Raw genomic sequence first — 14150 nt, 5'->3', positions numbered from 1 at the left:
GCTACCTATTGCTATACCGTGAGTACTGGTCAGAGCCCAGGACTCACGTCTGAAAACGTTAGTATACGTGTTTAATCGGATTGCCGCCGCAGCGTAGCCTGCAACCGTCGCACATTATCCACCTCGTAGGCATCCGTACCGGCGGCTACTACCCGGCTGACGGCTTTGGCCGAACGCCCCCCGAAGACGACTACTTCCTTGCCCAGCGCGTGCACCTGCGCGGCCCGCTCAGGCGTCAGATCATTTTTGTGCAACACGGCCATCTGCACGGTGGGCAAGCAACGGAGCGTGGCGAGGCCCGCCGCGAAGTCCGCCCCCATTTCCAGGCCCAAAGGTACTGCCGGCAACACCTGGCGCAGGTACACCAACGTACTGGCCCGGTTGGTGAGAACCAGGAGCCGCCCAGTTGGCACCCGGTACTGATGCAGCAGGTCGCGCAGGCGCCGCGCCAGGGCCTGACTGCGGGCCGGGTCGTTGCCGTTGCAGTCATCATCCTCGTGCAGATCCAGATGCAGATATGGGAACTCCGGCCGCTTGGCCAGCGAGTTCAGCAGGGTTTCCAACGTCAGGAGCTTTTCGCGCTGAAACCAATCGTAGGGCCACCCACCCCGGTAGTGCAGCGTGGTAAGCGTGGCGGCCGGCGTCTGGCTTACGCAGCCCGTGCCATCGGTCATGGAATTCAGAGAATTATCGTGGTAGAGTACCGGAATACTGTCCTGACTCAGACGAATATCTACCTCCACCCCATCGGCCCCCTGGCGCAGGGCACGGTTAATGCTGCGCAGACTACTGGGCGGCAACGGGTTAAACAACGGATGAAAGAAGCCGGAACCGGCATGCCCGATAACCAAAGGGCGCCGCTGGGTCTGCTCCCTGGGTGCGACATCGACCGGATGCGCCAAAACAGACGAAAAGGGAAGCCCGCTCAGCCCGCTCACAGCCACCACCACGGGCCAGGTAAGCAGGCGCGTAACGTACGTCATAGCCAACAGAGGAAGAAAGAAGGTAGGGCAGCGGCAAAACACCCGTGGCGGCCGCTGCGTACGGCCTATACGCAGGATAACCGGGGTCGGGTAATTCCGGTTACATTTGCGCCCCGGGCTTCAGGGCCCGGTTCTCTCCTCCTTTCCCTGCCTTTTTTTACGCATGGCTTCCATTCTGGTAACGGGCTGCGCGGGCTTCATTGGCTCGCACCTGGCCGAACGCCTGCTCCACGACGGGCACCGCGTGGTCGGACTCGATAACTTCGACCCGTTTTATGACCGCTCCCGCAAGCAGCAGAACCTGGCCGGCTGCCGGGCCCACCCCCGCTTCAGCTTCCACGAAGCCGACCTGCGCCACGGACTCGACGCGCTAGTAGACGCCCTGCCCGCCGACCCAATTGACGTAGTGGTGCACCTGGCCGCCAAGGCCGGCGTGGGACCCTCGGTGCAGCAGCCCGTGGCTTACCTGGAAAACAATGTACTCGGGACCACCCACCTACTGGAGTGGATGCGGCAGCGCGAGATTCAGAAGCTGTTCTTTGCCTCATCATCGTCGGTTTACGGCAATACCCGCGAGCAGCCTTTCCGGGAGGATATGAACCTGCTCTCCACCTGCATTTCGCCCTACGCCGCCTCCAAGCTCAGCGGCGAGCAGCTCACCTACACCTACCACCACCTGCACGGCCTGGATGTGCTCAATGCCCGGTTCTTTACCGTGTATGGTCCCCGCCAGCGCCCCGATCTGGCCATTCATAAGTTCGTACGGCTGCTGCAGGCAGGCCAGCCCATTCCGGTCTTCGGCGACGGCACCACGGCCCGCGACTACACCTTCGTGCTGGATACCGTAGACGGCATTTCCCGGGGCGTGGATTATCTGCTGGAGCACACGGACGTGTACGAAACCCTCAACCTGGGCAACAACTGCCCCGTGCCCCTGCTGGAGCTGATTGCGGCCATCGGCGAGGCCGTGGGTGTGGAGCCACAGCTGACGTTCCAGCCCATGCAGGCCGGTGACGTGGACATCACCTACGCCGACATCAGCAAGGCCCAGCGCCTGCTGGGGTACACCCCCCAGACTAGCCTGGCCGACGGGCTGCGAGAGTTTGTACAGTGGCTGAACGCGCAGGAAATGGCGGCCGTCTAAGAGTATTGAGACATGAGGACGGAGTAATTAGATGATTGTTAATTATCTAACTACTCCGTCCTCATGTCTCAATACTTAACTTATTGTATCACAATACTTATTCCGTTGATACGGCCCCCGAAGCGGTACGCCGCTGCTCCCGACGCAGCAGCACGATGTTGCGGGCGTATACCACCGTACCGAACACGTTGCCAATGATGAGCACGGCATCCCAGCGCAGGAAAGCATACACCAGAATCAGCACCGAGCCCACGAAGCTGATAACCCAGAAACTCAGCGGCAGCGTGGATTCGCCCTTGCGCTCGGAGTATATCCACTGATACACGAAGCGCAGCAGGAAAATCACCTGGCCCACGGCCCCCAGGGCCAGCAACCCGGCCGGAATACGGCTGCCCAGCATGGCCCGCAGGCTGAAGTGCTGGTTGCCGGCCACAAACCAGGCCAGCATGGCCACCGGAAACGCGTAGGCTCCGGCCCGGAACCACGGGCTCAGCTTGCCCCACTCCTTCAGCAGCTGCAGGTTGCGGATGTAGATGGCGTAGCTAATTACCTGCGCCCCCAGAATCACCGGGTCATGGCGCAGAATACCATACACAATCATCAGAAACGAGGATACCAGGCTGATCTGCCAGAACAGCGTGGGCACCAGCACGCGTTTGGCCCGCTCGCTCTGAATCCATTGCAGCACAATGCGGCTGGAAAACAGCAGCTGCGACACCAGCCCAATGCCCAGGGCAACTGTTTGTGACGTCATAAAACCCGGCGCTTACTTGCTGCTGGCACCAGTTGTCACCCCGGCAGCCTCCTGGCGGTGGGCTTCCCCGATTTCATAGTTCTTCCAGCGGCTGCGGATCCAGCGGAAGCCGAACGTATCCACCAGCGGCTTCCAGGCCCGGTTCCAGAGGTTGTACTTGGCCGTGCCCGCGAAACGCGGGAAGTGGCGCACGGGCAGCTGCTTGACTTTGCCACCCTGCAGCTGCACCAGCGCCCCCAGGAAGCGGTGCATGCCGTGAAACAGCGGAATGCGGCGGGCGTGCTCGGTTTTGATGATCTTCAGCGGGCAGCCGGTATCCTGAATCCCGTCGTTGATGAGCGTGCGGCGCACGGTATTGGCCACCAGGGACGACATCTTCTTCACAAACGTATCCTGCCGCTTGGCACGGATGCCGTTCACCATATCAAACTCGGGCAGAAACTCAAAGAAGGTCAGAAAGTCCAGCGGGGTGGTCTGAATATCGGAGTCGATGTAGCCGATGAGCGTAGTGCGGGCGTGGTCGATGCCGGCTTTCACGGCCGTGCTCAGCCCCCGGTTCTGGCTCAGGCTGATGAACTCGTACTGCGGCTTCCGGCGGCACACCTCGCGCAGAATGGCCACGGAACCGTCAGTGGAACCGTCGTTGACGAACAGCACGGTGGTAGCTACCGGCGTTTCGGCCAGAAACTTGTCCATCTCCACCACAAACTGCCCCAGGCTTTCTTCTTCGTTATAGACGGGCACCAGCACCGTCAGACTTTGGGAGGCGAGATAAGCAGCGCGGTCGGGAGCAGCAGACATAGAAACAGAAAAGGTAAAACGGGCCGCAAGGTACGCAAGGTTTCGAGCCTGATACCTGCCCATACGCAAAAGCAGCCGAACGGATGGATTTGACCGCCTCTGCGGGGTACTGCTCACCCACTACTCGCTACGACGCACTCCACTCCTCCCGCAGCACCGACATCATCAGCTTATCATGAAAGTCCCCATTACGCAAGCAGGCCTGCCGCAGCCGGCCCTCCAACTGGAAACCGGCCCGCAGGTAGGCTTTCACGCCGCCCTTGTTCGGCTCCGAAACCGTAAGCATAATCCGGTTCAAGCCCAGTTCCTCAAAACCGCGCGCCACAACTTGCCGGGTTACCTCCGTGGCAATACCCTGCCCCCAGTACCGCTTTTCGCCCAGCAGAATAAAATACTCCCCCGCCTGATTAGCCGTGGAAATACCGGAAATACCGGCGTGTCCAATCAACTCCTGGGTCTCGGCCAGATACACGCCCAGGTTCAGGCAGCGCGGATCAGCCAACGTAGCTTCCAGCCATTCCGCAACCTTCGCCAGCGAATCCATCTGCTGGAAGGCATTCAGTGAGTAAAGAACAACCTCCTGGTCCTGAATCCAGCGGTGGAAGATTTCGGCCTGGTCAAGTCGTAGAGGCAATAACTGGATAGCGGAAGGAAACATTAGAGACGTAACTGAGAAGATTAAAGAAATGGCAAAACGCTGCCCGTACCTGATGAGGCACCAGCAGCGTTTTGCTTGCAGATACAAAGAAAGGAGAAGACGTTACTCCCGCCGCACCCCGCCGGAAATGGTGGTGTGGCGCTCCTTCAGCACAGCTACCACGTCTTCCAATGACAAACCCGAGGCCGTCAGCAGGACCAACAAATGGTAAAGCAGGTCGGCGGCTTCGCCTTTGAGGCCCTCCACGTTGCCGCCCACGGCGTCGATGACGGTTTCCACGGCCTCCTCTCCCACTTTCTGGGCAATTTTGGGCATGCCCTTGCGGAACAGGGAGGCGGTGTACGACTTGGGGTCTTCGTCGGGGTGCTGGTGGCGGCGCTGCACCAGGCGCTCCAGCTCCGCCACGAAGCTCACGGCCGGGGCCGGGTAACGCGTCTGCTGGGGCTGCTCGAAGCAGCTGGTGGTACCCCGATGGCAGGTGGGGCCGTCGGGGCGGGCCAGGATGAGCAGGGCGTCCTGGTCGCAGTCCTCGTGCTCACTCACCACGGTAAGGTAGTTCCCGGAGGTTTCGCCCTTGGTCCAGAGGCGCTGCTTGGAGCGGGAGAAGAACGTCACGCGGCCCGTTTCGCGGGTCACGCGCTGCGCTTCCTCGTTCTGGTAGCCCAGCATCAGCACCTGCCCCGTGTGGGCATCCTGCACAATCACCGGAATCAGCCCATCGGGCATTTTGGCAAAATCCATTTCGTAGTGGTTTTTGGTGGGTGGTTTTTGGTTTTTGGCAGATGTTTATTTCGATTATCGGCAACGACTTTCCGTCCCAAGCCAACAACCACCCACCAAAAACCAGCCATTACAGCCGCACGGCAATGCCGTCGTGGCACAGATGTTCTTTCAGCTCGCGGATACCGATTTCGCCGAAGTGAAAGATACTGGCGGCGAGGCCGGCGTCGGCGTGGGCCTGCTGGAACACGTTGGTGAAGTCCTGCTTGGAGCCCGCGCCGCCGCTGGCAATGACCGGGATGGTCACGGCCCGGCTCACGGCCCCGGTGATGTCCAGCGCGAAGCCGTCCTTGGTGCCGTCGTTGCTCATGGAGGTCAGCAGGATTTCACCGGCGCCCCGCTCGGCGGCTTCCCGGCACCACTGCACCGCGTCGCGGCCGGTGTTGTGGGTGCCGGCCCGGGTGTACACCTGCCAGCCGTCGGCGTCGTTGTAGCGGGCATCGGCGGCCACCACAATGCACTGGGACCCGAAGCGGGCGGCCAGCTCGTCAATCAGCTCCGGACGCGCTAAGGCGGCCGAGTTGATGCTCACTTTGTCGGCTCCGTTCATGAGTAGGGCCTCCACATCGGCCACCGTGCCAATGCCGCCGCCCACGGTGAACGGAATGTCCAGCTCCCGGGCCACGTCGCGCACCAGGGCCACCAGTGTGGCGCGTTTCTGGTTGGTGGCCGTGATGTCGAGGAATACCAGCTCGTCGGCGCCTTCGCGGGCGTAGCGGGCAGCCAGGGCCACCGGGTCGCCCGCGTCACGCAGGCCCTCGAAGCGCACCCCTTTCACGGTGCGCCCGTCCTTCACGTCGAGGCAGGGAATGATTCGTTTGGTTAGCATCTTGCTCGTTATTGGTTGTTCGTTTTTCGGCTGTTAAGTATTCGTTGGCAGACTTCGTTTCCTCTTGGACGAACCGAGCGAGAAACGAACAACGAAAAACGAAACTACAGCCAGGGCTGCAGCTGTTCCAGCGTGATGGTGCCTTCGTAGATGGCTTTGCCGATGATGGCCCCGTGCATGCCTACGGCGGCCAGGGCCTCCACGTCGGCAATGGTGGTGACGCCGCCGCTGGCAATGAGGCGGGCGGCGGGCAGTTGCTTGCGCAGCTCGGTGTACGTAGCCAGCGACGGGCCCTGGAGCTTGCCGTCCTTGCTCACGTCGGTGCAGATGAAGGTGGTGGCCCCGCTGGCCAAGTAGCCCTCCACAAACTCGCCCAGGGTCCGCTCGCTCTGCTCGGCCCAGGCGTTGATGGAAATGTGGTTGTCGCGGTAGTCGGCCCCGATGATGATCTGGTCGGCCCCGAAGGTGTGGAGCCAGCCGTTCACGGTTTCGGGCTCGCGCACGGCAATGCTGCCGGCCGTAATCTGCCGGGCCCCGGCGTTGAATGCCTGGCGCACGGCTTCCTCGCTCTGCAGCCCGCCTCCGAAGTCGATGTGCAGGCTGGTGTGGCGGGCAATGCGCTCCAGCACGGGCAGGTTCACGGGGCGCTTGGCGCGGGCTCCGTCGAGGTCCACCAGATGCAGGCGCTTCACGCCGGCGGCCTCGAATCGTTGGGCCACGGCCAGCGGGTCGGCATCGTAGGTGGTCAGCTGGGCAAAGTCGCCCTCCGTCAGGCGCACGCACTGGCCGTTGATGAGGTCAATAGCGGGAATGATTTCCATGTTGGAATTAGGGCTTGGTGCTGTTGATGCTGGTAGCGGATCAAAAGAACGTCATGCTGAGCGGAGCCGAAGCATCTCTACCGAGGGTAATCAAGTACTACCACAACGAAGCGGTAGATATGCTTCGACAAGCTCAGCATGACTGTTCTTTTATCACGGGCTTACAGCTTGAGAAAGTTTTCCAGGATACGGGTGCCGACGGGGCCGCTCTTTTCGGTGTGGAACTGCACGGCGTAGAAGTTCTCGTGCTGCACGGCGGCGCTGAACGGCGCGGGGTACGCGGCCTCGGCAATAGTATACTCGCCTACCGGGGCGTAGTAGCTGTGCACGAAGTACACGTAGTCCTCGGCGCTGAGGCCTTCAAACAGCGGACCGCGCAACGCCTGCAGGTTGTTCCAGCCCATGTGCGGCACTTTGTACTCAGCGGTGGCCTGGAACCGCACCACATCAAACGGGAGGATACCAAGCAGCTCGGTGCCGCCGCCCTCCTGGGTGTGGCGGCCCAGCAGCTGCATGCCCAGGCAGATACCCAGGAACGGTTGCGTAAGCGTGGGCAGCAGCTCGTGCAGGCCCTGGGCGCGCAGCTCCTTCATGGCGGAGGCAGCCTCACCTTCGCCCGGGAACAGCACCTTATCGGCGCGGCGAATCACGTCGTGGTCGGCCGTGAGCGTGGCCTGCACGCCCAGCCGTTCCAGCGCAAACAGTACCGACTGCACGTTGCCGCCTTTATAATCTACTATGGCTATTTCCATTTGAACATATCGAGTGAAAGACGTTGTTTATTCTTTTGTTTAAACAAATGTTTAAGGGAGTTTCTGCTTATAAACCGTCAGCCTGATTGCAGCGAAGGGCCTTATTACGGTAGCACGAATCGATGCAATGTGATAAGGTCCTTTGCTCCACTCAGGCTGACAATTATGCGCGCAATTCACATCTCAGTAACTCTTTACTCATTTGTTTAAACAAATGAGTAAATTACAGAATACCTTTGGTGCTCGGGATTTCCATGCGGCCGGCGTCACGCACCAGGGCCATTTTGATGGACTTGGCTACGGCCTTGAAGATAGCTTCGATCTTGTGGTGCTCGTTCTGCCCCTCGGCTTTGATGTTGAGGTTGCAGCGGGCGGCGTCGGAGAAGCTCTTGAAGAAATGGTAAAACATTTCGCAGGGCATATCCCCTATTTTCTCGCGCTTGAACTCGGCATCCCACACAATCCAGGGACGGCCCGAGAAGTCGATGGCGGCCTGAGCCAGCACGTCGTCCATGGGCAGCAGGAAGCCGTAGCGGGCCAGGCCGCGCTTGTCGCCGAGGGCCTGGGTGAATGCTTCGCCCAGGGCAATGGCCGTGTCCTCGATGGTGTGGTGCTCGTCGATGTGGAGGTCGCCCTGCACCGTGATTTTCATATCCACGCCCGAGTGCTTGCTGAGCTGGTCGAGCATGTGGTCGAAGAAGCCCAGACCAGTGTGCATCTCGGGGCGGCCGTTGCCGTCGAGGTTGAGCTCGATGCTGATTTTGGTTTCGTTCGTGTCGCGTTGTACCACGGCGGTGCGGGCGGGCAACCGCAGAAACTGGTATATTTTTTCCCAGCTCATGGTCGTCAGCGCGGCGCGCTCGTCATCCTCCCCTTCCGGCTTCAGCAGGATGGACTGGCAGCCCAGGTTCTGGGCCAGCTCCACGTCGGTCAGCCGGTCGCCGATGACAAAGGAATTTTTGAGGTCGTAGCCGCTGCCCTCGCCCAGGTACTGGGTGAGCATGCCGGTGCCGGGCTTGCGGGTGGGCAGGTTCTCGTGGGGGAAGCTCCGGTCGATGTGCTCGGCCGCAAACTCTACTCCTTCCGAGCGCAGCACGTCGAGCATCATATTGTGCGCCGGCCAGAAGGTATTCTCCGGGTAGCTGGCGGTGCCGAGGCCGTCCTGGTTGCTCACCAGCACCAGCTCATAATCCAGCTCGCGGGCAATGCGGGCCAGACCCGTGATGGCGCCGGGCACAAACTGAAATTTTTCCCGCGTCAACGCGTCCACCTGAAAATCCGTCGGAGGCTCGATGAGGATGGTCCCGTCGCGGTCAATGAAGAGTACTTTTTTCATGAAAAGAAATCTTGGTGCCGGATCACTACAATCCGACAGCCGGGAATAAACAAAGAAACAGCCGCCGTCTTACTCAGGCGGCCGGCAAAAGGGTCCGGATGAAATCCGCGTAAGCATCGCCCAGCGGCAATTCCAGATTAAGCGCGAGTCGCCGGCGCATCGTTTCCACGGGCTCCTGCGTGTGCGGGTTGAGGCCGGATTTCGGATACTCTTCCCAGTAAAAACCTAAGCCCCGCTTTTGCCAGGCCGGCAAATCATTATAATTAATGCCGTGCGCGAACAGCAAATCGTGCTTAGTGGCAGTCCGCTGGCCTTTTACCTGCGCCGTAGCTTCGGCTACAGAGCTGCCCTGTTTGCGCAGTAGCCAGTAGCAATGGGCGTTCAGGGAGTTACGGCCAGCATCTTCCTGCCGCCACCGAAAATAGTCCACCACATTCTCCCGGCGCGGCAGCTGAGAAATCCGGCAGTCAAAAACGCCGACGTCACCCAGCAACAGGGAAAATTTGGCTGAGGCCTCCCCGGCCAGCACCGACGTATACTTGCGCAGCTTACGGCCGAAGGAATCCTCGACAGGATGCAGCAACAGGGAAATTTCGTCGCTCTGGGTGTAGCCGTAGACCATCCGGAACCCACATTCCAGCAAATGCCGGGTGGTTTCGGCCATATAGTCGCGCATCCGCACGTCGAAGGGAGCCTCGAAAGGGTGTATTTCCTTCGTTAGGCGGGTGAAGCCACGCCCGTCTAAACGGGCCACCAGGTAAAGGCCGGGCAAAGCGCAGTGGTCGTGAGCGGTTTCGAATACCCGCAACCGCGCGTCGAGGTCGTTAAATTTCATCTTGCCAACTGGTAACGTCAAACGCCTGATTATTGAGCACCCGCACAAAGTATAACTGGTCAAAGCCCTCGGCACGGGTGGGCAATTCCAACCGGTTGCGAGTGGCCCGAATACCCTTGTCGGGTATCTGCCGCTCCGGCGGGCGCTGCTGGTTGCGCACCAGGGCCTCCGCCGCCACCGATTGAAAAAAGTAACCGACCACTTCGAACCCCGCCGCCCGGGCCGCCGCCAGGTACACGGCCCGCTCAGCCTGCGTGGGGTTTGTATTATCTATCACGCAGCACTGCTGAGTTTCCAGGCACAACTCCAGCAACCGCCGTTCCCGGTGGCGCGTGCGCAGCAGGTCCATGCTGATGCGCACGTGGGAGTGGAAAAACCGCTGTTGATAAAAAGTCGATTTCCCGGTAGCTTGAATTCCGCAGAACAGCACGAGCTGCATGGTAGGGATTATATAGGGAGTATGGGAGTCAAACTTACAATCTCAGCAGCTTGCGCAACAATGAAAGCATCCAGACCGACCGCCGAGTCGAGCGTGCAGGTGAGGCCAACGTCTTGCTCGTCAAATTCTAAACTGAAGATGACATTTTGATGACCGAATCCATCAAAGTGGATTTCCTTGATGCCTGTAAACCGAAGTTCGATTTCGCAGTGCTTGGCCTGACGAAAGTATCCCCGCTCATCGGTTGACGCTGTCGTCTCAAATGCAGCAAGCACAAAAGTAACCGTTGGATAATAGCCCGGATTGGCTTCAAAGGTCACTTTCTTCACTTCCGCATCGTGAAAGCTGGGCCAGTAACCGAAGTGCTGAAGAACTAGAGACGCATTGGCTATCCGGCCAATCACAGGATTTTCGCTCATGGCTCGGACTTGATTAACGAACGAAACGGTAGAGATGCTTCGGCGAGCTCAGCATGACGTTCTTTACTCCTTATATATACTACCCCGCAAACTCCCGCAGGGCCTGGAGCAGCAGCTCGTTCTCGGCGGGGGTACCCACGGTGAGGCGGAGCGTGCCGGCGCAGCCGGGCTGGGTGGTGCGGTTGCGCACGATGATGCCCCGGGCGACCAGGAAATCGTACACGGCCGTGGCATCGGGACGGAAACGGACCAGCAGGAAGTTGGCATCCGAGGGAAACACCTCCGCCACGATGGGCAGCGCGGGCAGGCGCTCCTGTAGCCAGTCGCGGCCTACCAGCAGCTGCTGGCGCAGCGCCTCAAACCGGTCGGCGTCGCGCAGGGCCTGCAGGGCGAAGCGCTGGGTGGCTTCCGACACGTTGTAAGGCGGCTTGATCTTGTTGAGGTAGCCGATGACTGCCGGCGAGGCGAAGGCCATGCCCAGGCGCAGGCCCGCCAGGCCCCAGGCTTTGGAGAAGGTTTGCAGCACCACCAGGTTGGGAAATTCGGCCAGGCGGGTGGTCCAGCTGGGGGCGGCGGCGAAATCGGCGTAAGCCTCATCTACCACTACCAGTCCACGGAAACCGCGCAGAATTTCCTCGATGGCTTCGGCGTGGAGCAGGTTGCCAGTGGGGTTGTTGGGCGAACAGAGCCACACGATTTTGGCGTCGGAAGCCAGCACGCCGGCCACTATTTCGGGCGAGAGCTGGAAGTCGGGCGTCAGCTGCAGGCGCTCTACGCGCACATCATTCAGGTTGGCAGCCACCTCGTACATGCCGTAGGTGGGCGGCAGGATGAGCAGGCTGTCGTGGCCGGGCACGCAGGTGAGGCGCACCAGCAGGTCGATGGCCTCATCGGAGCCGTTGCCGAGGAAGATCTGCTCGGGACGTACGGCTTTGAGCTGGGCCAGCTCCTGCTTCACGGCGCGCTGCAGCGGGTCGGGGTAGCGGTTGAACTGGTCGGGGCCGGCGCTGCCGAGGCTGTTCTCGTTGGCGTCGAGCATGACCTGGGCCTCGCCCTGAAATTCGTCGCGGGCCGACGAGTAAGGCTTCATATCCCGCAGGTTGGGGCGTACGAGGCTATCGAGGTTGAACATGAATCACGGATTTAAACGGATTATTCGGATTTCACGGATTTTGTAGAGCGTCAGGCGGCGGTTCAGTAGCCCAGGGTTTAAACCCTGGGCTATGGAGCGGTTGTCGTTTTGGCGTCAACAAGCGATATTCCTCGTGGGGCTCGGAATGACGTTCGACTCTATCCAATCATTACTCCTCCCCGCCAGCCAACGCCTCCAGGCGGAGGGTGACGGCGCGGGCGTGGGCGCGGAGGCCTTCGGCTTCAGCCATAGTTTCTACCACGGGGCCCACGTTCAACAGGCCTTCAGGGGTGAGGCGCTGGAAGGTGATTTTCTTCAGGAACGAATCCAGCGACACGCCGCTGTAGTTGCGGGCGTAGCCGTTGGTGGGCAGCGTGTGGTTGGTGCCCGAGGCGTAGTCGCCCACGGCTTCCGGGGTGAGATGGCCTAGGAATACGGAGCCGGCGTTGGTGACACCTTCGGCCAACTGCTCGGGGTTGCGCACGGCCAGAATCAGGTGCTCGGGGGCATACTGGTTCGAGAAGTACAGCATTTCCTCCGGCGTGCGCAGCAGAATGGCGCGGCTTTCGGTGAGGGCCTGGGCGGCCACCTCGGCCCGGGGCAGCTCCCGCAGCTGGCGCTCCACCTCGGCTTTGGTCTGATCCAGCATCGACAGGGAATCCGACAACAGAATCACCTGCGAGTCGGGGCCGTGTTCGGCCTGGCTGAGCAGATCGGCGGCCACGAAGGCCGGCGTGGCGGATTCGTCGGCAATAACCAGCACTTCCGAGGGCCCGGCCGGCATATCAATGGCCACACCGTAGCGGGTGGCCAGCTGTTTAGCGGCCGTCACGTACCGGTTGCCGGGGCCGAAAATCTTGTCCACGGCGGGCACTGAATCGGTACCGCCGCTCAGCGCGGCCACGGCCTGGGCCCCGCCGGCTTTCACGATGGTGCTGATGCCCAGCAGCTGGGCCGTGAACAGAATGATGGGGTTCACCGAGCCGTCCTTCTGCGGCGGCGTGCAAAGCACGATTTCAGGGCAGCCGGCCAAACGGGCCGGTACGCCCAGCATCAGCAAGGTGCTGAATAGCGGCGCGGTGCCGCCCGGAATATACAGGCCCACGCGCTGCACGGGTACCGCCCGCCGCCAGCACGTTACGCCCGGCATGGTTTCCACGCGCTCCTCCTGCGGAATTTGCGCTTTGTGGAACCGCAGAATATTGGCGTGCGCCTGCCGGATGGCCGTTTGCAACTCCGCAGGCACCTGGGCCGCGGCGGCAGCCAGTTCCTCAGGGCCCACGCGCAGGCCGCCCGCGAGGTCGGCCCCGTCGAACTGGCGGGCGTAGTCGAGCAGGGCCGCGTCGCCGCGCTGGCGCACGTCCTCGAAAATCTGCTGCACGCGCTGCTCCACGTCCTGGGCCTGCTGCTGGGCCGCCCGCTGCTGCAGCGCCGCCCACTCCGGCTGGGATGGATATTGGAAGATGTTCATCTGGAATAGTGCTTGGTGCTTAGTTGTTAGTGCTTAGCATTTTAAAACCCATTTACTAGGCACTAAGCACTAACAACTGAGCACTAATCAGGAAATCATTTTCTCAATCGGGAGGACCAGGATGCCTTCGGCGCCGACGGCTTTGAGCTGGCTGGTGATGTGCCAGAAGTCGTCCTCGTTTACCACCGACTGCACCGATACCCAGCCTTCCTCGGCCAGCGGCGTGATGGTAGGCGACTTGATGCCGGGCAGCAGCTGCTTCACCGCATCCAGGGCCGCCACGGGGGCGTTGAGGATGATGTACTTGTTGCGGCGGGCGCGGCGCACGGCCTGCATCCGGAACTGCAACTGCTCGAGCAGCTCCTTTTTCTCGGCGCTCAGGTTCTGGTTGGCAATGAGCACGGCCTCGGAGCGGAATACGGTTTCCACCTCGCGCAGGCCGTTGCCCAGCAGTGTGGAGCCGCTGCTCACAATATCACAGATGGCCTCGGCCAGCCCGATGCTGGGGGCAATTTCCACCGAGCCGCTGATGGTGTGCAGATTGGCTTTCACCCCGCGCTCGGTGAGGTAAGCGCCCAGAATCTGGGGGTACGAGGTGGCAATGTTCACGCCCTGCAAGTCCTGCACCGAGTCGTAGGAGGCAGCGCGGGGCACGGCCAAACTCAGGCGGCACTTGCTGAAGCCCAGGCCTTCCACTTCCAAAGCAGGGAAACCGGCTTCCACCAGCACGTTCTGGCCCACGATGCCCAGGTCGGCCACGCCGTCCTGCACGTAGCCGGGGATATCGTCGTCGCGCAGGTAGAGGATTTCGAGGGGAAAGTTGGTGGCTTCGGTTTTGAGCTTGTAGGAAGCCGAGAGGAAGCTAATGCCGCATTCCCGAATCAGGTTCAGGGAATCTTCGCTTAAGCGGCCCGATTTCTGGATGGCCAGACGGAGCATATCGTGGGGAATTAGTAATTAAGAATTAGTAATTAAGACTTGACCGATGTGGCTCGT

16 protein-coding genes are annotated in these 14150 nt (G+C 60.8%); 1 reads left to right on the top strand and 15 read right to left on the bottom strand.

Features of this window, described 5'->3' with window-relative positions; translation table 11 throughout:
• Positions 1-71: 71 nt before the first annotated feature.
• Entirely contained in the window at positions 72-983 is a 912-nt protein-coding gene (locus EI293_RS20095) for a glycerophosphodiester phosphodiesterase (RefSeq protein WP_125440341.1), read from the bottom strand.
• Between the two features lie 163 nt (positions 984-1146).
• Between EI293_RS20095 and EI293_RS20090 the strand changes: the two genes are divergently transcribed.
• On the top strand, positions 1147-2127 hold the full coding sequence (locus EI293_RS20090; RefSeq protein ID WP_125440340.1) for a GDP-mannose 4,6-dehydratase: 981 nt from the start codon (positions 1147-1149) through the stop codon (positions 2125-2127).
• A 97-nt stretch (positions 2128-2224) separates the two neighbouring features.
• Here the strand turns inward: EI293_RS20090 and EI293_RS20085 are convergent, their stop codons facing one another.
• The 14 genes from EI293_RS20085 to hisG all read right to left on the bottom strand — a co-directional run bounded on the left by EI293_RS20085 (position 2225) and on the right by hisG (position 14093).
• Positions 2225-2881, bottom strand: coding sequence for a lipid-A-disaccharide synthase N-terminal domain-containing protein (locus tag EI293_RS20085; protein ID WP_125440339.1), 657 nt, complete (start codon positions 2879-2881; stop codon positions 2225-2227).
• Between the two features lie 12 nt (positions 2882-2893).
• On the bottom strand, positions 2894-3682 hold the full coding sequence (locus tag EI293_RS20080) for a glycosyltransferase family 2 protein (RefSeq protein ID WP_125440338.1): 789 nt from the start codon (positions 3680-3682) through the stop codon (positions 2894-2896).
• A gap of 127 nt (positions 3683-3809) precedes the next feature.
• A complete protein-coding gene (locus EI293_RS20075; RefSeq protein ID WP_125440337.1) occupies positions 3810-4340 on the bottom strand; it encodes a GNAT family N-acetyltransferase in 531 nt (176 codons plus the stop codon).
• A gap of 102 nt (positions 4341-4442) precedes the next feature.
• Positions 4443-5081, bottom strand: a complete 639-nt coding sequence (gene hisIE, locus EI293_RS20070; RefSeq protein ID WP_125440336.1) for a bifunctional phosphoribosyl-AMP cyclohydrolase/phosphoribosyl-ATP diphosphatase HisIE — start codon at positions 5079-5081, stop codon at positions 4443-4445.
• Between the two features lie 109 nt (positions 5082-5190).
• Positions 5191-5949 (bottom strand): imidazole glycerol phosphate synthase subunit HisF, encoded by a 759-nt coding sequence (gene hisF / locus EI293_RS20065; RefSeq protein WP_125440335.1) that lies wholly within the window; start codon positions 5947-5949, stop codon positions 5191-5193.
• 104 nt (positions 5950-6053) lie between these two features.
• Positions 6054-6770, bottom strand: a complete 717-nt coding sequence (gene hisA, locus EI293_RS20060) for a 1-(5-phosphoribosyl)-5-[(5-phosphoribosylamino)methylideneamino]imidazole-4-carboxamide isomerase (protein WP_125440334.1) — start codon at positions 6768-6770, stop codon at positions 6054-6056.
• Positions 6771-6931: 161 nt separating this feature from the next.
• Positions 6932-7522 (bottom strand): imidazole glycerol phosphate synthase subunit HisH, encoded by a 591-nt coding sequence (hisH, locus tag EI293_RS20055; RefSeq protein WP_125440333.1) that lies wholly within the window; start codon positions 7520-7522, stop codon positions 6932-6934.
• Positions 7523-7745: 223 nt separating this feature from the next.
• A complete protein-coding gene (gene hisB, locus EI293_RS20050) occupies positions 7746-8858 on the bottom strand; it encodes a bifunctional histidinol-phosphatase/imidazoleglycerol-phosphate dehydratase HisB (protein WP_125440332.1) in 1113 nt (370 codons plus the stop codon).
• Positions 8859-8931: 73 nt separating this feature from the next.
• On the bottom strand, positions 8932-9693 hold the full coding sequence (locus EI293_RS20045) for a tRNA(His) guanylyltransferase Thg1 family protein (protein WP_125440331.1): 762 nt from the start codon (positions 9691-9693) through the stop codon (positions 8932-8934).
• Positions 9683-10132: an AAA family ATPase gene (locus tag EI293_RS20040; protein WP_125440330.1), complete on the bottom strand. Its 450-nt coding sequence runs from the start codon at positions 10130-10132 to the stop codon at positions 9683-9685. The genes EI293_RS20045 and EI293_RS20040 overlap by 11 nt, the downstream gene beginning before the upstream one ends.
• Before the next feature lie 8 nt (positions 10133-10140).
• Positions 10141-10551 carry an Imm50 family immunity protein gene (locus EI293_RS20035; RefSeq protein ID WP_125440329.1) on the bottom strand — a complete coding sequence of 137 codons (411 nt, stop codon included), beginning with the start codon at positions 10549-10551 and terminating at the stop codon, positions 10141-10143.
• 79 nt (positions 10552-10630) lie between these two features.
• Entirely contained in the window at positions 10631-11683 is a 1053-nt protein-coding gene (gene hisC / locus EI293_RS20030; RefSeq protein ID WP_125440328.1) for a histidinol-phosphate transaminase, read from the bottom strand.
• 169 nt (positions 11684-11852) lie between these two features.
• Positions 11853-13154: a histidinol dehydrogenase gene (gene hisD, locus EI293_RS20025; protein ID WP_125440327.1), complete on the bottom strand. Its 1302-nt coding sequence runs from the start codon at positions 13152-13154 to the stop codon at positions 11853-11855.
• A gap of 87 nt (positions 13155-13241) precedes the next feature.
• Positions 13242-14093 (bottom strand): ATP phosphoribosyltransferase, encoded by an 852-nt coding sequence (hisG, locus tag EI293_RS20020; protein WP_125440326.1) that lies wholly within the window; start codon positions 14091-14093, stop codon positions 13242-13244.
• Between the last annotated feature and the right edge of the window lie 57 nt (positions 14094-14150).

Source organism: Hymenobacter perfusus (assembly GCF_003944765.1).
GTDB lineage: Bacteria > Bacteroidota > Bacteroidia > Cytophagales > Hymenobacteraceae > Hymenobacter > Hymenobacter perfusus.
This window is presented reverse-complemented; position numbering and strand designations above follow the sequence as displayed.

Coding starts and splice junctions, on each gene's coding strand:
- EI293_RS20095 (WP_125440341.1), bottom strand. CDS start 983: ATGACGTACGTTACGCGCCTGCTTACCTGGCCCGTGGTGGTGGCTGTG.
- EI293_RS20090 (WP_125440340.1), top strand. CDS start 1,147: ATGGCTTCCATTCTGGTAACGGGCTGCGCGGGCTTCATTGGCTCGCAC.
- EI293_RS20085 (WP_125440339.1), bottom strand. CDS start 2,881: ATGACGTCACAAACAGTTGCCCTGGGCATTGGGCTGGTGTCGCAGCTG.
- EI293_RS20080 (WP_125440338.1), bottom strand. CDS start 3,682: ATGTCTGCTGCTCCCGACCGCGCTGCTTATCTCGCCTCCCAAAGTCTG.
- EI293_RS20075 (WP_125440337.1), bottom strand. CDS start 4,340: ATGTTTCCTTCCGCTATCCAGTTATTGCCTCTACGACTTGACCAGGCC.
- hisIE (WP_125440336.1), bottom strand. CDS start 5,081: ATGGATTTTGCCAAAATGCCCGATGGGCTGATTCCGGTGATTGTGCAG.
- hisF (WP_125440335.1), bottom strand. CDS start 5,949: ATGCTAACCAAACGAATCATTCCCTGCCTCGACGTGAAGGACGGGCGC.
- hisA (WP_125440334.1), bottom strand. CDS start 6,770: ATGGAAATCATTCCCGCTATTGACCTCATCAACGGCCAGTGCGTGCGC.
- hisH (WP_125440333.1), bottom strand. CDS start 7,522: ATGGAAATAGCCATAGTAGATTATAAAGGCGGCAACGTGCAGTCGGTA.
- hisB (WP_125440332.1), bottom strand. CDS start 8,858: ATGAAAAAAGTACTCTTCATTGACCGCGACGGGACCATCCTCATCGAG.
- EI293_RS20045 (WP_125440331.1), bottom strand. CDS start 9,693: ATGAAATTTAACGACCTCGACGCGCGGTTGCGGGTATTCGAAACCGCT.
- EI293_RS20040 (WP_125440330.1), bottom strand. CDS start 10,132: ATGCAGCTCGTGCTGTTCTGCGGAATTCAAGCTACCGGGAAATCGACT.
- EI293_RS20035 (WP_125440329.1), bottom strand. CDS start 10,551: ATGAGCGAAAATCCTGTGATTGGCCGGATAGCCAATGCGTCTCTAGTT.
- hisC (WP_125440328.1), bottom strand. CDS start 11,683: ATGTTCAACCTCGATAGCCTCGTACGCCCCAACCTGCGGGATATGAAG.
- hisD (WP_125440327.1), bottom strand. CDS start 13,154: ATGAACATCTTCCAATATCCATCCCAGCCGGAGTGGGCGGCGCTGCAG.
- hisG (WP_125440326.1), bottom strand. CDS start 14,093: ATGCTCCGTCTGGCCATCCAGAAATCGGGCCGCTTAAGCGAAGATTCC.